The sequence below is a fragment of the Terracoccus luteus genome (assembly GCF_003635045.1).
Lineage (GTDB): Bacteria > Actinomycetota > Actinomycetes > Actinomycetales > Dermatophilaceae > Terracoccus > Terracoccus luteus.
Genome location: NZ_RBXT01000001.1, coordinates 2,186,406 through 2,211,063, shown reverse-complemented (window position 1 = coordinate 2,211,063; position 24,658 = coordinate 2,186,406). Strand labels below are relative to the sequence as shown.

Below are 24,658 nucleotides of genomic sequence, written 5' to 3'. Positions count from 1 at the left end.
AGCAGTCGCGGCACCCGGAGCGGGGTGCCGCCGGCCTACTGGTCGAAGCCGGGGTCGAGCTCCTCCGGCGACACCCCGAGCAGGCCGGCGACCTGCTCCGTGACGACGTCGGCCACGAGGGCGGCCTTGTCGCGCGGGTCCGTCACCCGCGTCTCGACCGGGCGCCGGTAGACGACGATGCGGGCCGGGCGTCCGCCCGTCGCGGGGTAGAGGCGACCGAGCGGCACCTCGCGGTGGTCCCACGGCGCGGGGCCACGCGGTACGTCCTCGACCGCGAACTCCACTGCGGGGAAAGCGCGCCCGCACGTCGCCTCGAGCCGGGCGGCGGCGTCGAGGACGTAGTCGTCGAAGGCGTCGCGCCGGCTCGTCATCACCGGCACGGGCGGCCACGCCAGCGGCCCCCGGTGACCGCGACCGTGCCGGTCACGCCTGCCCGTCGCCCGTCTTGCGGGACGGTCGGCCGTCGGGCCCGCACCGGGGCCGGGACTCGTGCTCACGGCATCCACTCTAGGTCTCCGACGCGCCGGTCGGTGGGGGCGCCGCGGCGTGGCACCGGAGGGCGCCCGGAGGGCACGGGTAGGGTCCTCCCGTGGGCCTGACACGCGGATGTTCGAAGACGGGGTGCGCCGCGCCGGCGGTGGCCACGCTCACCTACGCGTACGCCGACCGGGCGATCGTGCTCGGGCCCCTCGCGACCTACGCCGAGCCGCACACGTACGACCTGTGCCGCACGCACGCCGAGCGCCTCACCGCCCCCCGTGGCTGGGAGGTCGTACGCGTCGGCGGCGAGTACTCCGAGCCCGCCCTCGCCTCCGACGACCTCCTCGCCCTCGCGGATGCCGTCCGGGAAGCCGGGCGGCCGCGGCCCGGCCAGCGCGCGGTGGCCTCGGGCGAGCAGGCCCCCGCCCGCGGGCAGGCCGCCGCCGAGGCCGACTCCGGCGTCGTCGAGTCGGGCCGCCGCGGGCACCTGCGCATCCTGCGCGACACCTGACCGACACCTGACCGGGCGGGCGGCGCCCGGACGCTAGGGTGCTGACGTGCCGAACCTTGCCGACTTCATCAAGGCCTACGACGTGCGTGGCCTCGTGCCCGACCAGCTCTCGCCGGAGGTGGCACGCGCCATCGGTACGGCGTTCGCCGAGGTGGTCGTCATCCCCGACGGCAGCAGCGGCATCGTCGTTGGCTACGACATGCGCCCCAGCTCGCCGGAGCTCTCCGAGGCCTTCGCCGACGGCGTCCGGTCGCGCGGCATCGACGTCACCGTCATCGGGCTGTGCTCGACCGACGGCCTCTACTACGCGAGCGGGGCGCTCGACCTGCCCGGCGCGATGTTCACGGCGAGCCACAACCCCGCGCGCTACAACGGCATCAAGCTGTGCCGGTCGGCCGCGCGCCCCGTCGGCCAGGACTCCGGCCTCGCCGAGATCCGCGACCTCGCCCAGTGGCTGCTCGACGGCGGCACCGGTCTCGCCGTCCCGGCGGAGGGCCCCGGCTCGCGCCACGACCGCGACGTCCTGCCCGACTACGCCCGGTTCCTGCGCGGGCTCGTCGACGTGTCCGGCTCCCGCCCGCTCAAGGTCGTCGTCGACGCCGGCAACGGCATGGGCGGCTTCACCGTGCCGGCGGTGCTCGGCACCGACGCCGGGCTCGAGCCCCTGCCGCTCGAGGTCGTCCCGCTCTACTTCGAGCTCGACGGCACCTTCCCGAACCACGAGGCCAACCCCCTCGACCCGGCCAACCTCGTCGACCTGCAGGCCGCCGTCCGCGAGCACGGCGCCGACCTCGGCCTCGCCTTCGACGGCGACGCCGACCGGTGCTTCGTCGTCGACGCCGACGGCGAGCCGGTCTCCCCGAGCGCCGTCACCGGCCTCGTCGCCGAGCGCGAGATCCGCCGTGCCAGGGCGGGCGGTGACACCGAGGTGGCCATCGTGCACAACGTCATCTCGAGCGCCGCGGTGGCCGAGGTCGTGCGCGAGAACGGCGCCACGCCGGTGCGCACCCGCGTCGGCCACTCGTTCATCAAGGGCGAGATGGCCCGCGCCGGAGCGGTGTTCGGCGGAGAGCACTCCGCGCACTACTACTTCCGTGACTTCTGGTTCGCCGACACCGGCATGCTCGCGGCACTGCACGTGCTCGCCGCGCTCGGCGAGCAGGACCGCCCGCTGTCCGAGCTTGCCGCCGGCTACGAGCGGTACGTCGCGTCGGGCGAGATCAACAGCACGGTCGACGACACCGCCACGGTGGTCGGGCGTGTGCGCGACTGGGCGGTCGACCGCGGTGCCTCGCTCGACGAGCTCGACGGCCTCACCATCGGCAGCCCCGAGGGCGAGAGCCCGACGTGGTGGTTCAACGTCCGCGCCTCGAACACGGAGCCGCTGCTGCGGCTCAACGTGGAGGCCGCCGACCGTGAGACCATGGAGGCCGTGCGCGACGAGCTGCTCGGTGTGATCCGCGGCGGGTCCCCGGCGGCATCCGACGACGGAGGAGACCGGTCATGACGCAGACGCCCACCATCGAGCCCTGGCTGCGCGACATCCTGCGCTGCCCCCGCTGCCACGGCGAGCTGACCGACGCCACCGGGCCCGAGGGGCCCGAGCTGCACTGCGCCACCGACTCGCTCGGCTTCCCGGTGGAGGACGGCGTGCCGGTCCTGCTCGTCGACCTGGCCCGCCCCCTCGCCGGCTGACGTCGGAGCGGCAGCCGTGGCCACGTTCGACGAGCAGCGCCTCGACGACGAGCGGGCGCTCGCCGAGGTCGACCCCGGGCTGAGCCTGCGAGCGCTCGCCGGTGCCGGCGCGCAGGTGCGCACCGCCGTCCACGCCGCCGCCGAGGCCGGGCTCGACCGCCTCGAGGGGCTGGGTCCGCGCGGAGTCGTCGTCGGCGCCGCCGGCGGCTCCGCCTGCGTCGGTGACCTGCTCGAGGCCCTGACCCGGGTCGGCGGGGCGGTACCGGTGCAGACCGTGACCTCCGCGCCCCTGCCCGGGTGGGTCGGGGCCCTCGACCTCGTCGTCGCCGTCTCGCAGTCGGGCCGCGCCGCCGGGGCCCTCGCCCTCGCCGCCGAGGCGGGCCGCCGCGGGGCCTCGCTGCTCACCGTCGGAGCCCCCGACTCGCCGCTGGCCGACCTCAGCGCCCGCCACCACGGCATCCACGTCCCGGTCCGCGTCGACGGGGCCGGGTCGCGCACGTCGATGTGGGCGCAGGCCGCCCCGGTGCTGCTCGCCGCCGACGTGCTGGGCCTCGCGTCGGTGCCCCCGGGGCTGCTCGCCGAGCTCGCCGACGTCCTCGACGACCGTGCGCGTCGGTCCGGGCCCGCCACCGAGTCGTTCGACAACCCCGCCAAGCTGCTCGCGTGCGAGGTCGCCGAGTCGGCCGCCATCGTGCTCGGGGACGGCCCGTTCGGCGGGGTCGCCGCACGCCGGGCCGCCGAGATGTTCGGGCGCACGGGCCGGATGCCGGTCACCTCGGGAGCGCTGCCCGACGCGGCAAGCCAGGTGGTGGCCTGCTTCGACGGACCCCTCGCGGGGCAGGGCGACGCCGGCGGCGGCGGGCGCGACATCTTCGCCGACCCCTTCCTCGACGGGCCGAGCCGGCCGCCCCTGCGCCTCGTCCTGCTGCGCGACACCTCACCGCTGCCCCCGCCCGACCCGCGGGCGGCCGACGGGGCCGAGCTGGTCGACGACCCGAGCGTCGCGGCCCGGCGGCTCGCCCAGACGGTCGAGTCCGTGGCCGACGACGCCGGGGTGCGCATCTCGCGGGTCGACTCGGACGCGTCGTCGCCGCTGCTGCGGCTGGCCTCCCACGTCGCCCTCACCGACTTCGCGGCCACCTACCTCGCCATCGGGCACGGCTACGACCCGGCGACGTCGCCGCACGTGCAGCTGCTGCGCGGCGCCCGGCCCGGGCACGCCTGACCCGACGCGGTGTCGGCGGGTCACCGTAGGCTCGCGGTGTGACCGCGCACTACGACCTCGCCATCATCGGCACCGGCTCCGGCAACTCGCTCGTGACACCCGACTTCGACGACAAGTTGGTCGCCGTCATCGAGTCGGGCCGCTTCGGGGGCACCTGCCTCAACGTCGGCTGCATCCCGACCAAGATGTTCGTCTACGCCGCCGACACGGCCGACCACGTGACGGGGGCGGCCCGCTACGGCGTCGACGCCACCCTCGACGGGGTGCGGTGGACCGACGTGCGCGACCGGATCTTCGGGCGCATCGACCCCATCGCCGAGGGCGGCAAGCAGTGGCGCATCGACGGGCCCAACACGACGGCCTACCTCGGTCGAGCCCGCTTCACCGGTGAGCGCGAGCTGACGGTCTCGCTCGACGACGGCGGCGAGGCGGTGCTCACGGCCGACCAGGTCGTCATCGCCACGGGTGGCCACCCGGTCGTGCCGCCGGTGGTCGAGCAGTCGGGCGTGCCCTTCCACACGAGCGACACGATCATGCGTGTCGACGCCCTGCCGAAGCACATGGTCGTCGTTGGCGGCGGCTACATCGCGTGCGAGATGGCCCACGTCTTCAGCTCGTTCGGCACCGAGGTCACGATCCTCGCGCGCGGCGACCGGCTGCTGCGCCACCTCGACGACGACCTGTCGGAGCGGTTCACCGAGATCGCCCGCGGGCACTGGGACGTCCGCACCGGCACCGAGGTGACGGCGCTCGAGACGGTGGGCGACGGCATCCGGGCCACGCTCGGTGACGGCTCGACCGTCGAGGCCGACCTGCTGCTCGTCGCGACGGGCCGCGCGCCGAGCACGCCCGACCTGCACACCGACAAGGCGGGCGTCGAGCTGCACGACGACGGCCGGGTGCGCGTCGACGACTACGGGCGCACGACGGCATCCGGCGTCTGGGCGCTCGGCGACGTCAGCTCGCCCTACCAGCTCAAGCACGTCGCCAACGCCGAGGCCCGCGCCGTCGCACACAACCTCGTGCACCCCGACGACCTGCGCGCCATGCCGCACGACCACGTGCCCGCCGCCGTCTTCACCAACCCCCAGATCGCGTCGGTCGGGCTCACCGAGAGCGAGTGCCGCGAGCAGGGGCTGCGGTACACGACCAAGGTGCAGGCGTTCGGCGACGTCGCCTACGGCTGGGCGATGGAGGACACGACCGGCATCTGCAAGGTCATCGCCGACCCGGCCACCGGCAGGCTGCTCGGGGCGCACCTGCTCGGCCCCTTCAGCTCGAGCCTCGTGCAGCCGCTCGTGCAGGCGATGGCGTTCGGCACGACGGCGCACGAGCTGGCCCGCGGGCAGTACTGGATCCACCCGGCGCTCGCCGAGGTGGTCGAGAACGCGCTGCTGGGGCTCGAGCTCGACGCTGACTGACCCGCGGTGGGCCCGCCCCTAGGATGACCGCATGGCAGGTGGACTCGTAGCGCTGTTGGACGACATCGCGGCCCTGGCGAAGCTGGCGGCGGCGTCGGTCGACGACATCGGCGCCGCGGCGGCCCGGGCCAGCGTCAAGGCGACGGGAGTCGTCGTCGACGACACCGCCGTCACGCCGCGCTACGTGCAGGGCCTCGAGCCCGAGCGCGAGCTGCCCATCATCAAGCGCATCGCCCTCGGCTCGCTGCGCAACAAGCTGCTCTTCATCCTCCCGGCCGCGCTGCTGCTCAGCCAGTTCGTGCCGTGGCTGCTCACCCCGATCCTCATGGTCGGCGGGTGCTACCTCGCGTACGAGGGGGCCGAGAAGCTGTGGGAGGCCGTGAGCGGGCACCACGAGGAGGCCGAGCCGGTCGCGGTCGACGGCTCGGGCGAGGACACCGTCGTCGCGGGCGCCATCCGCACCGACTTCATCCTGTCGGCCGAGATCATGGTCATCGCCCTCAACGAGGTCGAGACCGAGCCGTTCATCTCGCGCGCCGTCATCCTCGCCGTCGTCGCCGTGCTCATCACGGTGCTCGTCTACGGCGTCGTCGGCCTCATCGTGAAAATGGACGACATCGGCCTGAACCTCGCCGGCCGCGAGTCGAGCACGGCGCAGAAGGTCGGCCGCGGTCTCGTCAAGGGGATGCCCGTTCTGCTGCGGGTGCTCTCGACGGTCGGAATCGCCGCGATGCTGTGGGTCGGCGGCCACATCCTGCTCGTCGGCGTCGACGAGCTGGGCTGGCACTCGCTCTACGCGCTGGTCCACCACCTGGAAGAGGGCGTGGCCGGGGTCGCGGGCGTCGGCGGGGTGCTCGCCTGGTTCGTCAACACCCTCGCGTCGGCCCTCATCGGCCTCGTCGTCGGCGCCGTCATCGTCGCCGTGCTGCACGTCCTGCCCCGCCGCAAGAAGGCCGCCGCCGCCCACTGACCGCCGGCCGCCCGCGCCGTGCTCTGTGGTGGGAGGGGTGTGAAGGGTTTGAGCCCCCATTGGGGCGCGAAGCCTTCACACCCGGGGCAGTGAGGTCGAGCGGCGGGGGAGTCGTCGCTAGACTGGGAGCACCTGCCGGCGTGGGTGATGACCCGCTGATGAGCCCAGAAGGGCGCGCCGGGTCTGCCACCGACAGTCAACGGAAGTGATTTCGCATGTCCTTCGATTACAAGGTTGCCGACCTCAGCCTCGCCGAGGCCGGCCGTCACCAGCTGCGCCTGGCCGAGCACGAGATGCCCGGCCTGATGTCCATCCGCGAGGAGTTCGCCGCGACCCAGCCCCTCAAGGGCGCCCGCATCGCCGGCTCGCTGCACATGACCGTGCAGACCGCTGTGCTCATCGAGACCCTCACCGCCCTCGGCGCCGAGGTGCGCTGGGCCAGCTGCAACATCTACTCGACCCAGAACGAGGCGGCCGCGGCCGTCGTCGTCGGCCCGAACGGCACCGCCGACGACCTGCAGGGCGTCCCCGTCTTCGCCTGGAAGGGCGAGACGTTGCCCGAGTACTGGTGGTGCACCGACCAGATCCTCACGTGGCCCGGCGGCGAGGGCCCGAACATGATCCTCGACGACGGCGGCGACGCCACGATGCTCGTGCACAAGGGCCTCGAGTGGGAGAAGGCCGGCCAGGTGCCGCCCACCACCGAGGAGGACAGCGAGGAGTTCGGCGTCTTCAAGGAGCTCGTGCGCCAGACCATGGCGACCGACCCGCAGAAGTGGACGACCGTCGCCGCGGGCATCAAGGGCGTCACCGAGGAGACGACGACCGGGGTCCACCGCCTCTACCAGCTGGCCGAGGCCGGCGAGCTGCTCTTCCCGGCCATCAACGTCAACGACGCGGTGACCAAGAGCAAGTTCGACAACACCTACGGCACCCGTCACTCGCTCATCGACGGGCTCAACCGTGCCACCGACGTGCTCATCGGCGGCAAGGTCGCCGTCGTCGCCGGCTTCGGCGACGTGGGCAAGGGCTGCGCCGAGGCGCTGCGCGGACAGGGCGCTCGCGTCATCGTCACGGAGATCGACCCGATCTGCGCGCTCCAGGCCGCGATGGAGGGCTACCAGGTGGCCCGCCTCGAGGACGTCGTCGACACCGCCGACATCTTCGTCACGACGACCGGCTGCTACGACGTCATCACCGCCGAGCACATGACGAGCATGAAGAACAAGGCGATCGTCGCCAACATCGGCCACTTCGACAACGAGATCGACATGGCCGGCCTGGCCCGCGTCCCCGGCATCGAGAAGACCGAGATCAAGGCGCAGGTCCACGAGTGGACCTTCCCGTCGGGCAGCTCGATCATCGTCCTGTCCGAGGGGCGCCTCATGAACCTCGGCAACGCCACCGGCCACCCGAGCTTCGTCATGAGCAACAGCTTCAGCAACCAGACCATCGCCCAGATCGAGCTCTTCACCAAGCCCGGCGAGTACGAGAACAAGGTCTACACGCTGCCGAAGCACCTCGACGAGAAGGTCGCGCGCCTGCACCTCGACGCCCTCGGCGTCCAGCTCACCGAGCTGACCAAGGGCCAGGCCGAGTACCTCGGCGTCGACGTGGCCGGCCCGTACAAGCCCGACCACTACCGCTACTGAGCCCGCCGCGTCGGCAGCCGTGCCGGGTCTGACGCCCCGGCGCCTGCTGACGTAGCATCGAGGTCCCAGCCCCGCCGGTCGCTCGGCGCGGTTCACGCCGGATGCCGCCCTCCCGCACGGAGGGCGGCATCCGTGCTTCCCGGGTCGGTCGCCCGCCCCGTGCGAGGATGACGACGATGGAACCGTCGGGCGTCGGGCGGGGTCGGGTCAGTGCACACCCCGTCGCGCGACGAGCGCGACGGCCCTGCCACCGACCTGACGAGGAAGCCATGCACAAGCTCACGACCGTCACCGCCGCCGCCCTGCTCGCCCTCGGGCTGAGCGCCTGCAGCAAGGCCGACGACGCCGCCACCCCGGCGCCCGCCAGCCCGGCGCCGAGCTCGACGAGCAGCGCCCCCACCACGTCCGCCGCCACGCCGACGGAGTCGTCGACGCCGTCCGGCTCGGCCAGCACACCGGCCACCGGCGGGTCGAGCCCGGCCACCTCGAGCGGCCCGACCGGCTCGACGAGCTCGGCCGGCTCGACCAGCTCGGCTCCCGCGGTGGCGATCGACCAGGGCACGCCCGAGGCCGCCATGACGTCGTGGCTCAACTCGATGGTGGCCGGCGACGGCACCGCGGTCTGCAACCTCATGGCGAGCGGCGGCAAGGCGATCAGCGAGATCAAAGGCGCGGGCGAGTCGTGCGGCAAGACGATCACCCCGCTGCTCCAGCAGGTCAAGGGCCTCGGCAGCGTCCTGTCGAACCTCGACATCAAGGGCGCGACCGTCAAGGGCAACGACGCCACCTTCGAGGCGGCCACGACCGAGCCGGCGGCGGCCGCGCAGGTTATCGCCAGCTTCAAGGCCGTCAAGATCAGTGGGAAGTGGTACGTCACCCGCTGAGCCGCGGCCGGGCTCGGCGGTGAGTCCGCGGGCGTGTGTGAAGATGGACGCACGAGGACCGCGGGCCGGGCGCCCGCGCGAGAGGGGTGTGCGGTGAAGGGTCGGGTTCTGGTCGTCGACGACGACCTCGCTCTCGCGGAGATGCTCGGCATCGTCCTGCGCAACGAGGGCCTCGACGTCACCCACGTCGCCGACGGGGCCGAGGCGGTCGGCGCCTTCCGTGAGAGCCGTCCCGACCTTGTCCTGCTCGACGTCATGCTGCCCGGCATCGACGGCATGGAGGTCTGCCGGCGCATCCGGGCCGAGAGCGGCGTCCCGATCGTCATGCTCACCGCCCGCACCGACACCGTCGACGTCGTCGTCGGTCTCGAGTCCGGGGCCGACGACTACGTCGTCAAGCCGTTCAAGCCGCAGGAGCTCATCGCCCGCGTCCGCGCCCGGCTGCGCCGGGGCGACGAGCCCGCGCCCGAGCGTCTCGCGATCGGCGACCTCGACATCGACGTCGCCGGCCACTCCGTGCGCCGCGGCGAGGAGCCGCTCTCGCTGACACCGCTCGAGTTCGACCTGCTCGTCGCCCTCGCGCGCAAGCCGTGGCAGGTCTTCACCCGCGAGGTTCTGCTCGAGCAGGTGTGGGGCTACCGCCACGCCGGCGACACCCGCCTCGTCAACGTCCACGTGCAGCGCCTGCGCAGCAAGATCGAGCACGACCCCGAGCACCCCGAGATCGTCGTGACCGTGCGCGGCGTCGGCTACAAGGCCGGCCCGTCCTGACATGAGCGCGGTCACCCGCGTGGCGCGGGTCGAGGGTGGCCACGCCGGGCCGGGGGCAGGTGGGCCGGATGCCGGTCGGCCGGGTCGCGTCCGCCGCCTCGCGTCGGGCGCGTGGTCCCTGCTGCGCCGGCTCGGCTCCCGGCTCGTGCACCTCTGGCGGGCCTCGCTCGCCTTCCGCGTCGTCATGGTGACGATGCTGCTCGGCATCCTCGTGCTGACGGCGGTGGGCACCTACCTCTACGGCTCGATCGGGCAGGGCCTCGTCGACAGCCGCCAGCGGATCGCCTCGCAGGACAGCCTGCGTGACGCGACCGCCGCGCAGCAGCTCTTCGACCGCAACGACAAGAACGCCACCCAGGCCGAGCTGTCGCAGAGCGCGCAGGACATCGTCAACCAGTACCAGCGCAACACCGGCAACGACGTGCGCTACGTCGTGCTGTCGCGGCTGGAGACGACGACCGCGCCCGTCGTCGTCAACACGGTCGACAGCGGCGTCGTCGGGCTGCGCGAGGTGCCGGAGGACCTCAGGCGCGCCGTGGCCCAGGCGCCCGACCGGCAGCACCTGCAGCTGACGAGCCTCGGCGAGGGCCGCTCGGCCATCTCGGCCGTCGTCGTCGGCCAGAAGGTGACGCTGCCCGTTGCCGGCAACTACGGCCTGTACTTCATCTACCCGATGGACCGCGAGCGGGAGATCATCGACTTCATCGGGCAGACGTTCCTGCTCGCCGGCATCGCCCTCATCCTCCTCGTCGGGGCGATCGCCTTCGTCGTCACCCGCCTCGTGGCCGACCCGGTGCGCCGGGCGGCCGTCGTCGCCGAGCGTTTCGCCGACGGCAACCTCGGTGAGCGCATGCGGGCCCGCGGCGAGGACGACCTCGCCCGGCTCGGCAATTCCTTCAACGCGATGGCCGCCTCGATCCAGCAGCAGATCGGTCAGCTGGAGAACCTCTCGCGGGTGCAGCAGCGGTTCGTCTCCGACGTCAGCCACGAGCTGCGCACCCCGCTGACGACGATCCGCATGGCGGCCGACCTCATCCACGACTCCCGGGCGCACTTCGAGCCGACGGTCGCCCGCAGCTCCGAGCTGCTGTACCACGAGCTCGACCGCTTCGAGTCGCTGCTGACCGACCTGCTCGAGATCTCCCGGTTCGACGCCGGCGCGGCCTCGCTCGAGGTCGAGGCGACCGACGTCCGGGCCAGCATCGAGCGGGCCGTCGACGCCCACCGCACCCTCGCCGCCCGCAAGGGCACGGCCCTCGTCATCACCCAGCCCGACGAGCCCGTCATCGCCGAGATGGACTCCCGCCGCATCGAGCGCATCCTGCGCAACCTCGTCTCCAACGCGGTCGAGCACGGTGAGGGCCGGCCCATCGAGGTGACGGTCGCGGGCAACGACTCGGCCGTCGCCGTCACCGTGCGCGACCACGGGGTCGGCCTGCGACCGGGTGAGGCGGCGCTCGTCTTCACCCGCTTCTGGCGCGCCGACCCGGCCCGCGCCCGCACGACCGGTGGCACCGGCCTCGGCCTGGCCATCGCCCTCGAGGACGCCCGGCTGCACGCCGGGCGGCTCGAGGCGTGGGGCGCCCTCGGCGAGGGGTCGTGCTTCCGGCTCACCCTGCCCCGCCAGGCCGATGCGACCATCACCTCCTCACCCCTGCCACTCAGCCCCCTCGCGGCCGAGGCGGCCGCGGCCCGGGCGCTCCCGGCCGGAGCTGCCGGCCCGGCCACGACGAACCCGGCGCCGACGACGACACCCGCCGACCGGCATCCGATCACCTCGCGACCCGGGGGCGACGCGTCGTGACCGGGGGCCGGGCGAGGGTGGCCCTCCTCGCAGCGGTCACCGCCGTGCTGGTGCTCGCGGGCTGCACCGGGCTGCCCGGCAGCGGGCCGGTCGTCGAGGGTCGTGAGCTCGGCGACTCCGTGCAGCAGCCGATCCGGGTGACGCCGCAGGGACCCTTCGACGGCGCCTCGCCGGAGACCATCGCCAAGGGGTTCGTCAAGGCAGGGGAGGACGGCGACGAGGCCCACCAGATCGGCAAGGAGTTCCTCACGCCGTCGTCGGTCGACCTGTGGCGGTGGTCGGAGCAGGACGTCTACGTCTACGACTCGCTGACGAACGACCTCACGGCCCGTGCCGTGGGCAACGACCGCGTCGAGGTGACGACGACGGCGCTCGCCCGCGTCACACCCGGGGGCCGGTACGTCGAGCTCGCGCCGGGCACGGTCGTCAAGGTCACCTTCGCCCTCGCCAGGGTCAGTGGCGAGTGGCGGGTGCAGCTGCCGCGCACGGGCTTCGGGCTCTGGCTCGACTCCAACGCCTTCGACCGGCTCTTCACCAACCGCAGCGTCTACTACGTCACGCCCGCGGGCCGGAAGCTCGTGCCCGACAGCCGCTGGTTCCCCAACGGGCCGCGGCTGACGACGGCCCTGGCCCGCGCCCAGCTCGAGGGGGTTCCGGGCTACCTCGCCGGCGCCGTCACGACCGGGGTGCCGGCGCGCACCGGCCTGACGGTCAACGCCGTTCCCGTCGACGGGTCCGGGCGCGCCGTCGTCGACCTCAGCAACGCCGCCCTCGAGGCCGACCCCGACGGGCGCACGGCGATGTGGGCGCAGCTGACGGCCACGCTGTCGCAGGTGAGCGGGGTGACCTCGGTGTCGCTCGCGGTCGACGGCTCGCCCCTCGTGCTCGGCGGCCTCAGCTCGGTCAAGAGTGCGGCCGACCTCGGCTTCGAGCAGGTGGGGCCGGTGCTCACCGACACGGCGCTGCTGCGCGACGGCTCGCGCCTGACGCGCATCGACCCCCGGTACATCCCCGACTCGAGCGTCGACGACCGCGCGCCCGACACCAAGCCGCGTGACGGTGACGTCACCTCGATCCCCGACGTGTGGGCCTTCCTCGCCCTGTCGGTCGACAGCAAGGAGATCGCGGCCGTCGGGGTCGACCGCGTCGGCCTCTCGCTGTGGCGGGCCACCGAGGAGCCGCTCGTGCTCGACCCCTTCGGCACCGAGCTGACCCGGCCGGCCTACGACAGCTCGGGCTTCGTCTGGCTCGGTGGCCTCGACACGTCGGGGGCGCCGCGCGTCTTCACGGTCGGCCCCACCGCCGGTGGCGAGCGGCCCGCGCCCAAGACCGTGTCGGTGCCGTGGCTCGCCGGCCGTCGGGTGGTCGCCCTCAGCGTGTCGCCGGAGGGCGCCCGCCTGCTCGTCGTGACGACGAAGCCCGACGGAAGCGACCCGCAGCTCGGGGTCTCCGGCATCTCGCGGTCGGCCAACGGTGAGCCCACCGCGCTCGCCACCCCGTGGCGGCAGGCTCTCGTGCTCGACGACGTGCGCGACGCCCTGTGGCTGGGCCCCGGCTCGTTCGCGGTGCTCGGCACCCTCGCCGGCGAGACCGGCCTGCGCCCGTGGGTCGGCACCCTCGGCGCCGGGCTCGACGGCGTCCGCCGTCGCGGCGCCGGTGACCCCGCATCGGGGCGCCTCGCGGCGGTGCCGCGGGCGGAGTCGATCACCTCGGTCGGCGACCAGCGCGGCCTCATCGTCGTCACCGACCAGGACGCCGTCCTCGCCCGCGCCGGCGCCTCGTGGCGGCGCATCGCCACCGGCAACGAGCTGCTCGTCGCCGGTCGCTGACCCGGGCCGTCGTCGTCCGGGGGCCGTCGTCGACCGCGTGGCCGTCGTCCACACCCCCCGGATGCCGCGGGGCCGGGCGGGCGGTCGTCCACAGCCCGCGCCCCGGTGGTCGTGGCGACGGCCGGGGCGCGGTGCGATCGGGGGGTGCACCCTCTCGTCAGCCGCCTGGCCGCCCCCGCCGCCACCTCTGCGAGCCTGGCCCGCCTCGGGTCGGCCACCGGGGCCCTGCTCGACCTCATGGCCCCGGGGGAGTGCGCCGGCTGCCGCCGCCCCGGGGCCGGCTGGTGCCGCCGCTGCGAGCTGGCCCTCGGGCGGCTGCGACGTGCCGGGCCCCGCGTCGACCCCGACGAGCTGAGTGCCGGGGCCGCGCCGCCGACGTGGGCGTGGGGCGCCTACGGCGAGCCCCTGCGCACGGTCGTCACGGTGTGGAAGGACGAGGGTCGGCGTGACGTCGAGCCGGTCCTGGCCCCGTTGCTCGCCGCGTCGCTGACGGCGGCGGTCGCCGGCGCCGGCTGGTCGGGGCGGGCGGTGCTCGTCGTCCCCGCCCCGTCGTCGCGCAGCGCGGTGCGGCGACGGGGCGACGCGCCCCTGCTCTCCCTCGCCGGGCGGGCGGTCGCGTGCGTCGACCGGGCCCCGCCCGGTGCCTCGCTCCGCGTCGCTCCCGCGCTGCAGCAGGTGCGTCAGGTGGCCGACCAGGCCGGCCTCGGCAGTGACCAGCGCGCCGCCAACCTCGTCGGGGCGGCCGCGGTCCGGCACGGCTGGCGCGCGGTCGTCGCCGGGCGGCCGGTCGTGCTCGTCGACGACGTCGTGACGACGGGCAGCACCCTCACCGAGGGGGCCCGGGCCCTGCACGAGGCGGGGGCGGCCGACGTCGTGGGCGCGGTCGTCGCCGTCACCCGGCGGCGTCACCCCCGAGCCGTCACGCGCCGGTGAGGCGGTCGGGACCCGCCCGAGGTCCCGTGCACCTTTCGTCCGGGGTCCCTCCGCACTAGGGTCGGGGGACAAGCCGGTTCCCGCCGCGGGAGCCCCGACCACGTGGTCCGGGGCGCCGACCCCGCAGGGAGTGATCGAGCCAGAGGGGGTGGTGCCGCCGCATCGCACGGGCTCCCCGGGGGAGTCCGCCACCATCCCCGCGCGATCAAGGAGGAACTGTGGAGATCGTCGTCACTGGACGCCACGTCCAGATCCCCGACCGATTCCGTGAGCAGCTCGACGAGCGGCTGGCCAAGGTGCCCGCCCTCGCGCCCAAGGTGCACCGCATCGACGTCGTCGTCACCCACGAGAAGGTGGCCCGAGGCTCCGAGAAGGTGGAGATCACCTGCCACGCCAAGGGCCCGGTCGTCCGGGCCGAGGCCTGCCTCGACGACAAGTTCGCAGCCCTCGACGCCGCCGTGGACAAGCTCATGGAGCGCCTCCGGCGGGGTCACGACAAGCGGCGCATCAGCCGCGGTCGACGCCAGCCCGAGTCCCTCGCCCGCGCCGCGACCACCCTCGACCCGCTCGAGCAGCTGTCTGACGGGTCCGCCACCGCGAGCGGCGCCGACGGGCCCGACGGCGGTGTCGACGACCTCGACCGCTTCGGGGCCGTGGGCAACTCGCCCATCGAGGTGCGCGAGAAGGTCCACACCGCGCAGCCGATGTCCCTCGAGGAGGCCGTCGACCAGATGGAGCTCGTCGGGCACGACTTCTTCCTCTTCCACGACGCCGACACCGACCGGCCGAGCGTCGTCTACCGCCGCCGCGGCTGGAGCTACGGCGTGCTGCACCTCGAGACCCCCGGCGCCGGCTCGTCCGCGTCGGACGCGGACCGCTCGCAGGCGACCGCGTCCGTCGGCGCCTGACCACCCGCACGTCGTGGACGGTGGCCCCCGAGCGCTCACGGGCGTTCGGGGGCCCCGTGCGTCGGTGGGCCCTGACAGGATGAGCGCGTGACCAGTGCCGACGTCATCCGCGTGCTCATCGTCGACGACCACGCGCTCTACCGCCGTGGTCTGCAGATGGTGCTCGGCACGGAGGACGGCATCGAGGTGGTCGGCGAGGCCGCCGACGGGCTCGAGGCGGTCGAGCGGGCCGAGGAGCTGCTGCCCGACGTCATTGTCATGGACGTCGGGCTGCCCAAACGCGGGGGCATCGACGCGGCCCGGGTGATCCGCCAGCAGGTGCCGTCGGCCCGCATCCTCATGCTCACGAGCTCGGAGGAGGAGTCGAACCTCTTCGAGGCCGTCCGCGCCGGGGCGACCGGCTACCTGCTCAAGGACGTCCCGCCCGAGGAGGTGGCGGCCGGCATCCGGGCCCTGCACCAGGGGCAGTCGCTCATCTCGCCGCTCATGGCCTCGAAGCTGCTCACCGAGTTCGCCCAGATCAGCCGCTCGTCCGTCGTCGCCGAAGTCGCCGCCGACGACGGCCTCGACGTCCCGCGGCTGACCGCCCGCGAGCTCGACATCCTCAAGCGCGTCGCCCGGGGCCGGCTCAACCGCGAGATCGCCGGTGAGCTGTTCATCAGCGAGAACACGGTGCGCAACCACATCCGCAACATCCTCGACAAGCTGCAGATGCACTCGCGCATGGAGGCGGCGATGTACGCCGTGCGCCAGCGCCTCATCGACCCCGACGAATGACGGCCACGCGCGCGCTCACCCTCGCGCAGGCCCGGCGGGTCGCCATCGCGGCCCAGGGGTTCCTCGACCCGCGGCCCGAGCCGTTCGCCGCCACCGCCCGGCACGTCCAGCGGGTGCTCGACCGCGTCGGGGTCGTCCAGATCGACAGCGTGAACGTGCTCGCGCGCAGCCAGTACCTCCCGTTCTTCTCGCGCCTCGGGCCCTACGACACGGCGCTGCTCGACCGGGCCCGCGACCGAGCCCCGCGACGGCTCGTCGAGTACTGGGCCCACGAGGCGAGCCTCGTGCCGCCGACCACGTGGCCGCTGCTCGACTTCCGCATGCGCAAGGCCGCGCAGGACGCCTGGGGCGGGATGCGCAGCGTCGTGCGCGACCGCCCCGACGTCGTCGACCGCGTGCGCGCCGAGGTGGAGGCCTCCGGACCGCTGACGAGCCGCGAGGTCGAGGCCGCTCTCGAGCACGACGCGCCCCGTCCGACCGACCACTGGGGCTGGAACTGGTCGGAGGTCAAGCAGGCCCTCGAGTACCTCTTCTGGGCCGGCGAGATCACCTCGGCCGGGCGCACGCCCCAGTTCGAGCGGCGCTACGCCTCCCTGCGCACGACGGCACCACCCGGCATCCGCGACGCCTGGACCGACCGGCCCGGCGAGGAGGCCGACCCGCAGCGCTTCGTCGAGCTCACCCGCATCGCTGCGCGGGCGCACGGCGTGGCCAGCGAGCGCTGCCTCGCCGACTACTTCCGTCTGTCGCGCGAGCAGGTGCGCCCGGCCGTCGAGCGGCTCGTCGCCGACGATGAGCTCGTCCCCGTCACGGTGCCCGGCTGGCCGCGAGCGTGGCTGCACGCCGGGGCGCGGATGCCGCGACGGGTGCACGTCGAGGCGCTGCTCAGCCCCTTCGACTCCCTGGTCTGGCAGCGCGAGCGCGTGCAGACCCTGTGGGACTTCCACTACCGCCTCGAGATCTACACGCCCGTCGAGCGTCGGGTGCACGGCTACTACGTGCTGCCGTTCCTCTTCGGCGACCGCCTCGTCGCGCGGTGCGACCTCAAGGCCGACCGGGGCGCCGGTGTGCTGCGCTGCCACCGCACGACGTGGGAGCCGGACGCCCCGCCCGAGGCCCGGTCGGCCCTGCTCGCCCAGCTGGAGTCGATGGCCGCGTGGCTGGGCCTCTCGCGGGTCGACCTGCCCGCCGCCGGAACCGGCGGCGACGCGGGCTCGTTGGTGGGGGAGCGACCCCAGCGACTAACCTAGGCGAGTCCGTACCGCGTCACCGCGTCGTACCCAGTGTCGGCGACGACTCGCGGGCCTGTCGCCCGCCCTCCGGCGGGGTCGAACGTTGAAGTCGGGAGAGACCACAGATGGCCGTCATCGAGAAGCTGCTTCGAGCCGGCGAGGGCCGGACCCTGAAGAGGCTCCACGCAATCGCCAACCAGGTGAACGCTCTCGAAGCAGACTTCGAGAAGCTCACCGACGACGAGCTGCGTGAGGAGACGCCCAACTTCCGCAAGCGTCTGGCCGACGGCGAGAGCCTCGACGCGCTGCTGCCGGAGGCCTTCGCCGCCGTCCGCGAGGCGAGCAAGCGCACGATCGGCAAGCGCCACTTCGACGTGCAGGTCATGGGCGGCGCCGCGCTGCACCAGGGCAACGTCGCCGAGATGAAGACCGGTGAGGGCAAGACCCTCGTCGCCACGCTGCCGAGCTACCTCAACGCCCTGTCGGGCAAGGGCGTGCACGTCATCACGGTCAACGACTTCCTCGCCGAGTACCAGAGCGAGCTCATGGGCCGCGTGCACCGCGCCCTCGGCATGGAGACCGGCTGCATCCTCTCGTCGATGACGCCCGAGCAGCGGCGCGCCGAGTACGCCAAGGACATCACGTACGGCACGAACAACGAGTTCGGCTTCGACTACCTGCGCGACAACATGGCCTGGGAGCCGTCCGAGCTCGTCCAGCGCGGCCACAACTTCTGCATCGTCGACGAGGTCGACTCGATCCTCATCGACGAGGCGCGCACGCCGCTCATCATCTCCGGCCCGGCCGACCTCGCCACGAAGTGGTACGTCGAGTTCGCCCGCATCGTCGCCCGGCTGCACCGGGGTGAGGACGGCCGGGGCGACTACGAGGTCGACGAGAAGAAGCGCACGGTCGGCGTGCTCGAGTCGGGCATCGCGCGCGTCGAGGACCTGCTCGGCATCGACAACCTCTACGACACGGTCAACACCCCTCTCATCGGCTACCTCAACAACGCCATCAAGGCCAAGGAGCTGTTCAAGAAGGACAAGGACTACGTCGTCATCAACGGCGAGATCCTCATCGTCGACGAGCACACCGGCCGCATGCTCCCCGGCCGTCGCTACAACGAGGGCATGCACCAGGCCATCGAGGCGAAGGAGGGCGTCGAGATCAAGAACGAGAATCAGACGCTCGCCACGATCACCCTGCAGAACTACTTCCGCATGTACGACAAGCTCTCGGGCATGACGGGTACCGCCCAGACCGAGGCGGCCGAGCTCAACTCGATCTACAAGCTCGGTGTCATCCCCATCCCGACCAACCGCCCGATGGTGCGCATCGACCAGCGCGACCTCATCTACCGCACCGAGGAGGCGAAGTACGACGCCGTCGTCGCCGACATCGCCGAGCGGTACGAGGCCGGCCAGCCGGTGCTCATCGGCACGGTCTCGGTCGAGAAGAGCGAGTACCTGAGCCAGCAGCTCAAGCGCCGCAACATCAAGCACGAGGTGCTCAACGCGAAGCAGCACGAGCGCGAGGCGGCCATCGTCGCGGAGGCCGGACGCAAGGGCGCCGTGACCGTCGCGACGAACATGGCCGGTCGTGGCACCGACATCATGCTCGGTGGCAACTCCGAGTTCCGCGCCGTCGCCGAGCTCAAGCGTCGCGGCCTCGACCCCGAGCAGACGCCGGAGGAGTACGAGGCCGCCTGGGACGAGGCCCTGGAGTCGGCCGAGCGCGAGGTCGAGACCGAGCACGAGGTCGTCACCGACCTCGGTGGCCTCTACGTCCTCGGCACCGAGCGGCACGAGTCGCGCCGCATCGACAACCAGCTGCGCGGTCGTTCCGGCCGTCAGGGCGACCCGGGCGAGTCGCGCTTCTACCTCTCGCTGCAGGACGACCTCATGCGCCTGTTCAACTCCGGCCTCGTCGACCGGTTCATGCAGAGCGCCGGCATGGAGGACGACGTGCCGATCGAGAGCAAGATGGTGACGAGCTCGATCCAGAAGGCGCAGGGCGCGGTCGAGGCCCGCAACTACGAGATCCGCAAGAACGTCCTCAAGTACGACGACGTCATGAACCGCCAGCGCCAGGTCATCTACGACGAGCGCCGTGCCGTGCTCGAGGGCCGCGACCTGCACGAGCAGCTGCGCATGTTCGTCAACGACGTCGTCGGCGGCTACGTCGACTCGGCCACGGCCGAGGGCTTCGCGGCCGACTGGGACCTCGACAAGCTGTGGGACGCGCTGCGTCAGGTGTACCCGGTGTCCCTCACGGTCGACGAGATCGACGAGCTGGCCGGCGGCCGGCAGTCGGTCACCTCCGAGCTGCTGCGCGAGCAGCTGATGTCCGACGCCCACCACGCCTACGACCAGCGCGAGGAGGCCCTCGGCGAGAAGACCATGCGCGAGGTCGAGCGCCGCGTCGTCCTCTCGGTGCTCGACCGCAAGTGGCGCGAGCACCTCTACGAGATGGACTACCTCCAGGAGGGCATCGGCCTGCGGGCCATGGCCCAGCGCGACCCGCTCATCGAGTACCAGCGCGAGGGCTACCAGCTCTTCGAGGCGATGATGGAGGCCATCAAGGAGGAGTCGGTGAGCCACCTCTTCTCCGTCGAGGTCCAGGTCACCGCGCCCACCCCGGCCCCCGGCGAGGTCGCCCCCATGTCGGTCAGCGACATGATGAGCGGCCTCTCGGGCGGGTCCGCCGCCTCGGCCGACCGCACGGGCGCCGCCGCCTACCCGCAGGGGGAGGGCGCCGTCGCCGTGGCCACCGACGAGCGCGACGGCGCGGCCGAGGTCATGGTCTCGGGGGTCGACCTCACGACGAGCAGCGACCGCCCGACCGGCCTGCGCTACTCGGCCCCGGGCGAGGACGGCGAAGCCGTGCAGACCGGTGACGCCAAGACGTTCGAGCGCAAGGCCGACCGTCGCGGCAAGAAGGTCAAGCGCAAGCGCGGCTGACCTCCCGCACGTCCGTCGCGACCCGGCATCCCTCTCGGATGCCGGGTCGCTGCGTCCCGCGGTGCGGTGCCGTGCGGTGCCGTGCGGTGCGGTGTGCTGCGGTGACGTCGGGCGGGTCAGCCGACGGTGAGGGCGGTCGCCACCCAGCGGCCGTCGCGGCCCTCGAGACGCAGGGCGAGCGCGCCGACCCGGCCGTGCGACACCACGACGGCACAGGCCTCGACGACGCCGTCGGCCGGCTCGCACACCCGCACCCGGCGCACCATGGCCGCCCGCCGCGCACCGGGGGCGGCGCGGCGGGTGGCGACGAGCGCCCGACGGGCGACCATGGCGTGCACCGTGGGGGAGAGGTGGCGCACGAGCTGGCTCGCGGGCCGCTGCCCCGAGAGCACCTCCATGACCGCCTGGGCCAGGGTGGCGACGAACGGTTCCGGCTGCGGCAGGAGGCTCGAGCGGGTCGGCTGCGGGCCGAAGTCGTCCTCGTCGCAGTCGCGGGAGAAGTCGAGGGCCAGGGCGCCCTGCGCGTAGACCTCGGTGCCCCGCTCGCCGGCGGCGTGGGCGGCGCAGCACGACGACCCGGTGGCCCAGGCCTCGTCGGCGCTGATGACGCGCGGCGCGGTGTCGGGGATGCGGCGCACGACGAAGCTCGGGGTCACCGCGGCCGGCGGGTCGAGCTGTGCGGGGGCGGGGGCGGGGGCGTGCTGCGGGGTCATGGTCGGTCTCCTGCCGGCTGCGGGGGGACGAGCTGCTGGCCGGCGAGCACGAGGTCGGGGTCGTCGCCGATGACCCTGCGGTTCGCGGCGTACCACCGCCCCACCTCACGGGCCGTCTCGGCGTCGCTGGCGCCGGGTCCGAGGTGACGTGACACGACCGACCACAGGCAGTCGCCGCGTCGCACGGTCACGGCCTCGAGCAGCGCCCGGGAGGGCCGGGGCGTCGGGGTGAGCAGCGTCGGGGCGGGGGCCGCCGTGCGGACGGGACGCGTCGGGCGCCACCCCGGGCCGTCGGCCGGCTGGGGTCGCGTGGTCGCGGTGGGGGTCGGGCGCAGGGCGGGCGAGAGGGGCGTGGGTCCCTCGATGGCCGGGGGTGGGCTGACCGACCACCCGGGCCCGGCCTTGGCCGGGTCAGCCGGCGCGCTCGCGGTCGTGGCCCGGGCCAGCGAGCCGTGGGCGGCGCCGACCGGCAGGGCGAGGGTGCCGACCGAGGCGCCGACCAGCAGCGCCGTCACCCGCCGTAGCGCTGCGGGGGTGACGCGAGCGGCCACGGCCGCCGCGAGGCGTCCGCACCGACCCGGCAGGGCGGCGAGGAGGCCGAGCAGGACACCGAGGGCGAGCCAGGCGCTGAGGGCGGTCGCGGCCCACGCCATGACGCCGAGCAGGACGTCGTCGGCGCCGGCCGGGGCGCTGCTCGCGCCGGTCGGCCACGACGAGAGCGCCAGGGTCGAGGTGACACGAAGCAGGGCGAGGCAGGCGGCCACCGCTACCGCGGGGGCGAGGGCGGGGGCGAGTGCGTGCAGAGCCTGCCGGGTCGGTGGAGAGGACGGGACGGGTGGAGAGGGTGGAGAGGGTGGGGTTCGAGACGCGTCCACCCCTGACAGTGTGCGCATGACGTCATTGAAGGCCGTTTGCTTGCGTTTGGTCAAGGGTGTGGATGGTCGGTGACAGACGCCGCCCCAATCCGTTACCGTTCCGCCCAGCGACCGAGGGGGGACGGATGCGGTGGGAGCGGCTCTTCGACGACCTCGAGGCCCAGCTCGAGCTCGACGAGCGGCGTGAGCAGGAGGCCGAGGTCGCCGACCGCACCCGCCGCGAGCGGGCGCAGGTAGACCTGCAGGCGAGGCTGCTGGCCAACGTCGGCGTGACGGTGTCGCTGCGGCTGCCCGCCCCGCCGGGCTCCACCGGTCCCGAGGTCGTCACCGGCACGGTCGGCGACGTCGGCCCCGACTGGCTCACGCTCGAAGTCGCCCGCGACCGGTCGCTGCTCGTCGCCCTCGGCGCCGTGCGCGCCGTGACGGGCCTGCGCGACGGGGCCGCCCCGGCATCCGTCGTGGCGCGTCGGCTGGGTCTCGGGGCCGCCCTGCGCGCCGTCAGCCGCGACCGGGCGGCCGTGGCGGTGACCGACGTCGACGGCGTCGTCACGACCGGCACCATCGACGTCGTCGGGGCCGACCACCTCGAGCTGGCCGTGCACGCTCATGACGAGCCGCGCCGGTCGGCCAACCTCGTCGCGCGCACCCTCGTACCGCTCGCCGCGATCGTCTCGGTGCGTCGCCCGGCGTGAGGGGCGGGTCGTCGCCGGGCGCGTCTAGAGTCGAGTCATCATGACGCACGCGAGGACCCTGCCGCCGATCCCGGCCGGCCCGCCCACCGGTGAGGCCGCCCTGCACGTCGCGGTGATCGGGCCCGCGCACCCGGCCCCGGGGCGCCTCGCCGCCCACACGACGCTGCTCGCGCACCACCTCGCGGATGCCGGTCACGACGTCACGCTCGTGTCGTGGGCCTCGCTGCTGCCCGGTCGGGCGGAGCGGGGCGAGCGGACCGGGGGGAGCGGTGCGCCCGGTCCCATCGGGACGGGGACGGGCTCCGCCGTGGCGCCGTTCCCCCGCACCATCCGGGCGCTGGGCCGGGCCCGGCCCGACTCGTGGCTGCGGGTCGGTCGGCGGCTGCGTGACGTCGACGCGGTCGTCGTCGTGGCCACGAGCCCGTCGCTCGCCCCGGCCCACCTCGCCCTGCTGCGCGCGGCCGGGGCCCTGCCCCCGACCGGTGCCACGACGCCGGCGGGCGCCGACCGGCGACCGCGATCGGTGCTCGTGTGCGGGGAGGTCCTGCCCCACGAGACCCGCCCCGGTGACGCCGCTCTCGTCGGGTCGCTGCTGCGCCGCGTCGACTCGGTCGTCGTGCACACTCCCGACGAGGCGCGGGTCGCGACCGGCCTCGGCGCGGCGCGGGTCGCGACCGTCGAGCTGCCGCCGGAGCCGGTCGACGGCCCACACGGGCCCGACGACCCCGACGGCTCCGGCGCCGGCTCGACGCGCCTGCTCTGCGTCGGCCCCGAGCGAGCCGGGCTCGACCGGCTGCTCGCGGCGGTCGCGCGGGTGCCCGAGGTCACGCTCACCGTGCTCCCGGCCGGGCCGGCATCCAGCGACCCCGTGTCCGACGACGGGACCGCCTCCGCCGTGGCCTCGGCGGTCGCCGCCGACCCGCGGCTGCAGGGTCGGGTCGAGGTCCGTGACGTCGTGGTGTCCGCCAGGCAGCACGACGAGCTCGCCGTCCTGCTGGGCGGTCATGACGTCCTAGCACTGACCGCCGGGTCCGTGACGGCGGCGCAAGGCGTCGCCCTCGCCCACGCCCACGGGCTGCCGGTGCTGGCGCCCGACGCCCCGCCGTTCTCGAACCGGGTGACCGACGGGGTCGACGGACTCCTCGTCGCCGACGGCGGACCCGATCCCGTCGCGCCCCTCGCGGCCGCGCTGCGCCGCCTCCGCGACCCCGAGCTGCGCCGCCGCTTCGCCGACGACGCCCGCACGCCCGACCTGCCGGCCGCCTGGGCCACCTACCTCGGGCTCATCGAGTCGCTGTCGGTCGACGTCGGGGCGCTGACGACGGGTCGCGCCGACCACGTCGCCGCGCCCGACCCGGACCGCTCGACCGACCCGGACGACTCGAACGACCCGTTCGAGGCGGAGGACGACGACGGGTCCGACGACCGCGCGGGCGGGCCGCGGTCGGTCCTCGACGCGACCGCCCACACCGTGTCGGAGGTGGCCTCCGGCCTGGCCCGCCGGTCGAGCGCCCTGCAGCGCACCGGGCCCGGCCGCGCCGTCGGGCGACTCGCCGCCCGGGGGGCGGGTCGCGGTCGCGCGGTCCGTCGCCGGCTCGAGTCGCGTCGCGCGGTCGTGGCGCTGCAGGCGCGTGACCTGCCCGACGAGGTGCTCGTCACCGACGTCCTCGGTGACCCCGAACAGGCCGACGAGGCGCGCCGGCTGGCCCGGTCGCTCGGCCTGCCCCGCACGCGCGACGGGGTGGCCGCCTGGGCGGCCCTGGGCACGCTCGCCGCCATCCTCCGGATCCGCGACGACGGCCGCCGGCAGGCCGTGGTCGTCGACGAGACGGGCCCGCGGTCGGTGCTGTCGCGGTGGAGCCGGGCCGTCGGGTTCGCCCCGGTCGAGATCGACTTCACCGGCCTGCGCCCGAGCGTCGCCGCCCTCGACGTGGACACCGGCTCGCTCGACGTCATCGCCCGGGTGCACCCGCGCGGGTGCGACGCCGACGACATCGACCACGTCCTCGAGCAGGCGTCCTGGGCGCTGCGCGTCGGCGGGTTGCTCGTCGTCACCGTGCCGATCGGGCCACCGTCGGCCGACGGGGCCCTCGGCCCGTCGGACGTGCGCGGCATCCTCGCCCGGGCGCACGACGTCGGCTTCGTGCTCGTCGGCGACCTCGACGGCGACGTCAACGCCCGGATGCGTGAGGCCGCCGCCCGCGCCCGCTCGGGGGACGCCGCCTACGGGCTCGTGCGACTCGCGCTGAGGCGTCGGTGACCGCGCCGGCGGAGGGCGTCACGCCCCCCTCGTCGCCCTCGCCGTCGTCGCCGCCCGCGCCAC

At 74.0% G+C, this 24,658-nt stretch carries 21 protein-coding genes; 18 read left to right on the top strand and 3 right to left on the bottom strand.

All coding sequences use genetic code 11. The features are described 5' to 3' along the window. Positions 1-35 precede the first annotated feature (35 nt). A complete protein-coding gene (locus tag DFJ68_RS09995) occupies positions 36-497 on the bottom strand; it encodes a metallopeptidase family protein (protein ID WP_245963572.1) in 462 nt (153 codons plus the stop codon). A gap of 92 nt (positions 498-589) precedes the next feature. Between DFJ68_RS09995 and DFJ68_RS09990 the strand changes: the two genes are divergently transcribed. From DFJ68_RS09990 to secA, 16 genes are all read left to right on the top strand, one after another. Next, positions 590-991 carry a DUF3499 domain-containing protein gene (locus DFJ68_RS09990; protein WP_121032860.1) on the top strand — a complete coding sequence of 134 codons (402 nt, stop codon included), beginning with the start codon at positions 590-592 and terminating at the stop codon, positions 989-991. A gap of 46 nt (positions 992-1,037) precedes the next feature. Continuing rightward, the gene (locus DFJ68_RS09985) at positions 1,038-2,498 is read left to right on the top strand and encodes a phosphomannomutase/phosphoglucomutase (RefSeq protein WP_121032858.1); all 1,461 of its coding nucleotides are present in this window, start codon (positions 1,038-1,040) and stop codon (positions 2,496-2,498) included. Next, positions 2,495-2,686: a Trm112 family protein gene (locus tag DFJ68_RS09980; protein WP_121032856.1), complete on the top strand. Its 192-nt coding sequence runs from the start codon at positions 2,495-2,497 to the stop codon at positions 2,684-2,686. The genes DFJ68_RS09985 and DFJ68_RS09980 overlap by 4 nt, the downstream gene beginning before the upstream one ends. Positions 2,687-2,702: 16 nt before the next feature. Continuing rightward, positions 2,703-3,911 carry an SIS domain-containing protein gene (locus DFJ68_RS09975; protein ID WP_121032854.1) on the top strand — a complete coding sequence of 403 codons (1,209 nt, stop codon included), beginning with the start codon at positions 2,703-2,705 and terminating at the stop codon, positions 3,909-3,911. A 38-nt stretch (positions 3,912-3,949) separates the two neighbouring features. After that, on the top strand, positions 3,950-5,332 hold the full coding sequence (locus DFJ68_RS09970; RefSeq protein ID WP_121032852.1) for a mycothione reductase: 1,383 nt from the start codon (positions 3,950-3,952) through the stop codon (positions 5,330-5,332). A 31-nt stretch (positions 5,333-5,363) separates the two neighbouring features. Beyond that, positions 5,364-6,302: a DUF808 domain-containing protein gene (locus tag DFJ68_RS09965; protein ID WP_121032850.1), complete on the top strand. Its 939-nt coding sequence runs from the start codon at positions 5,364-5,366 to the stop codon at positions 6,300-6,302. A gap of 215 nt (positions 6,303-6,517) precedes the next feature. Next, positions 6,518-7,954 (top strand): adenosylhomocysteinase, encoded by a 1,437-nt coding sequence (gene ahcY / locus DFJ68_RS09960; protein ID WP_121032848.1) that lies wholly within the window; start codon positions 6,518-6,520, stop codon positions 7,952-7,954. A 269-nt stretch (positions 7,955-8,223) separates the two neighbouring features. Beyond that, on the top strand, positions 8,224-8,838 hold the full coding sequence (locus tag DFJ68_RS18715; RefSeq protein WP_245963571.1) for a hypothetical protein: 615 nt from the start codon (positions 8,224-8,226) through the stop codon (positions 8,836-8,838). Between the two features lie 93 nt (positions 8,839-8,931). After that, positions 8,932-9,609 (top strand): MtrAB system response regulator MtrA, encoded by a 678-nt coding sequence (mtrA, locus tag DFJ68_RS09950; RefSeq protein WP_121032846.1) that lies wholly within the window; start codon positions 8,932-8,934, stop codon positions 9,607-9,609. A 1-nt stretch (position 9,610) separates the two neighbouring features. After that, entirely contained in the window at positions 9,611-11,413 is a 1,803-nt protein-coding gene (gene mtrB, locus DFJ68_RS09945; protein ID WP_121032844.1) for an MtrAB system histidine kinase MtrB, read from the top strand. Continuing rightward, complete coding sequence (locus DFJ68_RS09940) at positions 11,410-13,242, top strand: LpqB family beta-propeller domain-containing protein (protein WP_121032842.1); 1,833 nt, start codon at positions 11,410-11,412, stop codon at positions 13,240-13,242. The genes mtrB and DFJ68_RS09940 overlap by 4 nt, the downstream gene beginning before the upstream one ends. 144 nt (positions 13,243-13,386) lie before the next feature. Then, entirely contained in the window at positions 13,387-14,175 is a 789-nt protein-coding gene (locus tag DFJ68_RS09935) for a ComF family protein (protein WP_121032840.1), read from the top strand. A gap of 218 nt (positions 14,176-14,393) precedes the next feature. Beyond that, positions 14,394-15,083, top strand: coding sequence for a ribosome hibernation-promoting factor, HPF/YfiA family (gene hpf, locus DFJ68_RS09930; protein ID WP_121032838.1), 690 nt, complete (start codon positions 14,394-14,396; stop codon positions 15,081-15,083). An 87-nt stretch (positions 15,084-15,170) separates the two neighbouring features. Further along, positions 15,171-15,860: a response regulator gene (locus DFJ68_RS09925; protein WP_121032836.1), complete on the top strand. Its 690-nt coding sequence runs from the start codon at positions 15,171-15,173 to the stop codon at positions 15,858-15,860. Further along, positions 15,857-17,110 carry a winged helix-turn-helix domain-containing protein gene (locus tag DFJ68_RS09920; RefSeq protein WP_121032834.1) on the top strand — a complete coding sequence of 418 codons (1,254 nt, stop codon included), beginning with the start codon at positions 15,857-15,859 and terminating at the stop codon, positions 17,108-17,110. The genes DFJ68_RS09925 and DFJ68_RS09920 overlap by 4 nt, the downstream gene beginning before the upstream one ends. A 107-nt stretch (positions 17,111-17,217) precedes the next feature. After that, the gene (secA, locus tag DFJ68_RS09915; protein ID WP_121032831.1) at positions 17,218-20,055 is read left to right on the top strand and encodes a preprotein translocase subunit SecA; all 2,838 of its coding nucleotides are present in this window, start codon (positions 17,218-17,220) and stop codon (positions 20,053-20,055) included. A 116-nt stretch (positions 20,056-20,171) separates the two neighbouring features. On the opposite strand, the gene DFJ68_RS09910 is transcribed toward secA, so the two are convergent. Together DFJ68_RS09910 and DFJ68_RS09905 are read right to left on the bottom strand one after the other, a co-directional pair. Beyond that, a complete protein-coding gene (locus DFJ68_RS09910; RefSeq protein ID WP_121032829.1) occupies positions 20,172-20,768 on the bottom strand; it encodes an Rv3235 family protein in 597 nt (198 codons plus the stop codon). Then, positions 20,765-21,532: a LysM peptidoglycan-binding domain-containing protein gene (locus tag DFJ68_RS09905; RefSeq protein WP_121032827.1), complete on the bottom strand. Its 768-nt coding sequence runs from the start codon at positions 21,530-21,532 to the stop codon at positions 20,765-20,767. The genes DFJ68_RS09910 and DFJ68_RS09905 overlap by 4 nt, the downstream gene beginning before the upstream one ends. Positions 21,533-21,768: 236 nt before the next feature. Here DFJ68_RS09905 and DFJ68_RS09900 point away from each other — a divergent pair, with 236 nt between their 5' ends. Both DFJ68_RS09900 and DFJ68_RS09895 read left to right on the top strand, forming a co-directional pair. Next, a complete protein-coding gene (locus DFJ68_RS09900; RefSeq protein ID WP_121032825.1) occupies positions 21,769-22,335 on the top strand; it encodes a hypothetical protein in 567 nt (188 codons plus the stop codon). Positions 22,336-22,375: 40 nt separating this feature from the next. After that, positions 22,376-24,595: a glycosyltransferase family protein gene (locus DFJ68_RS09895; protein ID WP_121032823.1), complete on the top strand. Its 2,220-nt coding sequence runs from the start codon at positions 22,376-22,378 to the stop codon at positions 24,593-24,595. The last annotated feature ends 63 nt before the right edge of the window (positions 24,596-24,658 follow it).